Here is a 2327-nt window from a genome sequence, read left to right as displayed (position 1 = left end):
ACGAGGTCAAAGGGATTTTGAACATCGTTTTGAAAGAATACCCTGCGGTTACGGCTAAATTCACCTATGTCGGCCCTAAGCTTCTTGATGTCGATACTCTTGAAGCTTCTGGTCTGAGCTTTAAAAACGGTTATCCAATGAAACCTTACAACTTAATCTATGAAATCCCCCGAACCAAGGAAAAGCTCGCAGCACTGTTTCAGAACGAGGGATATTTTGAGCCCTTTTATGAAATCGAATGGGAAACCGTTCCAGACAAAAGCAAGATTATGAACGAAGAAGTAAACGAGCCGATTGAGGTGCATTTCATCATAAAAACCTATTACCTCTGGGACGTAGAATTGCAAGGCGACTTTTCCGAAGAATTTGGTATGGTATTAAAAGACAAACTAGAGCTAAAAACCTTCAAATCTCTCTATGACAAGCCATCCTTAATGAGGCTTTTTGTCAAAAAGAAAGATTATGTGCCAAAGCAAGAGGATATCGTAGAAGCTGTCAAGACTCTTTATAGCTCCTATCTCCTGAATAAAGAAGGGCCCTGGGATCAGAAGGCAGTTTATCAACTTATGTTGCTTACTTTGAACAACGCTTTTCAAAGTGTGAAAACTGCTGATGTACCTGAAGGTGTGGAACCTTCTAAAATAATAAGTTTTTATTTAAGACCAGCAGATTACATAAAAGAACCCTTCGAAGTCAACGGTATTTTTGTCAAAGGAAATGAAAATCTTCCGGAGCTGAGCATCTTAATGGCCTCTAATTTGAAAGAAGGCGAGGAAATAACCAATGAAAAACTCGCTCTTGCAATAGACTCTGTTTATAAACTCTTCCAGGACAATGGCTATCCTTTCTCATCCATTTCCGCTTTTGTGGATACAGAACGGGGCTTTTTGACCTTTGAGATTCACGAACCAAAAGTGAGAGAAATTAACGTGAATTTCGATGGTGAGCAAAAAACTCGGGACTACCTGATTCAGGACAGGATAGTTATTGAAAAAGGAAAGACTTTGAAGCTCGATGATTACAGAAACACCTATGCCCTTTTAAAAGGCACCAATTATTTTGAATCTGTTACCATAAACCCAGTGCCTGTGAATAAGGATGCTCTCGATGTGACTATAACGCTTAAAGAAAAGGACAGAAACGGCAAGTTCATGGGTGGAGGTGGCTGGCAAAATGGCATCAACCTCAATCTCGATGTTGGTATATTAAATCCCTTTGGTTATGGGCAGGATATTGCAACAATACTCACAATAAATGTACCTATCAAAGGTAACAAGCAAGAAGAATATGATGCATCACTTGGGGCAACGACTACCACAACCAGCTCTCCTACTTATAACATAACTCTCAATTACTCCCTTCCAAAGGCCGGTGGATCAAACTGGGATTTATCGACTTCGGCGGCTTTTAATTATTACGGTAAGGCAGAAGTTACTGAAGAAGCGACAGCCAGCGACGCTACTACAACTACTATCACTTCCAAATACACAGAAATTAGTTTTGCCTTTTCACCGAAATATCGGATTTCTCCTACTTCCAGAGTGGGATTTTCCACTGGTTTTGAATCCATCTCAAAGGAATCGACTATTGCAACAGAGACATCTTTGGATTCTACATACTCAGATGTGCAAACGGGCTTTGATGGCCTTTATCTCTCTGCAAATTACAATTTCAGCACCAGAGATGATTTATTGCGACCTAATCTTGGTTCCGAGCTTTCAGCAAATGCTTATGTTCGAGGTTTGCTCGGGGACTACGGGCAAGGGTTCTTTGGACTTAAAACCGAATACAAAAAGTTCATAAAACTTGGAAATAAAGACCAATTTACCCAGCCAACAACAGGTCCTGTTATCGGGATACGTTTGGGTACAGAACAACTCTTCCCCTTTAACAATACCGAGGGTGTCTATGAAAAGTATCTGCTCTCACCTGATTATTACATAAGGGTGAAAACTTCATCGATTTTCGATCAGGAATATTATGGCGTAACTGCCGGGTCCCTTCAAATAAGGTTCCCAGTTAGCAATGGGTCTATCCCCGTTGATATCACAGCTTTTGCTGATGCCGTATTTTATCGTAGCAGCCCAACCCTTGTAGATTTTATAGGTAAAGACAATGTAATCGATCTAGGTTTAAGCCTGGATATATCCATTCCCATGATAGGGGTAATAAGATTGGGGTATGGATACAATTCATATCTATACGCAAATGCTGTTGAGCCTTACTGGGGGACATTCTTCTTCGGTTTCGGTCCTGCATTCTAAAAAAACGGGGCGTTAGCCCCGTTTTTTTGTTCGATTATCTACCTGATCATTTCAGCATGCCAC

The 2327-nt window shown here is 40.7% G+C and carries 1 protein-coding gene; it reads left to right on the top strand.

Annotation, left to right across the window (positions count from 1 at the left end):
• A partial coding sequence (locus AC3LHT_RS10200; protein WP_488662813.1) for a POTRA domain-containing protein occupies positions 1 to 2264 on the top strand: 2264 nt, incomplete at its 5' end.
• Positions 2265 to 2327: the final 63 nt, after the last annotated feature.

The organism is Kosmotoga sp., assembly GCF_982836095.1.
This window is presented reverse-complemented; position numbering and strand designations above follow the sequence as displayed.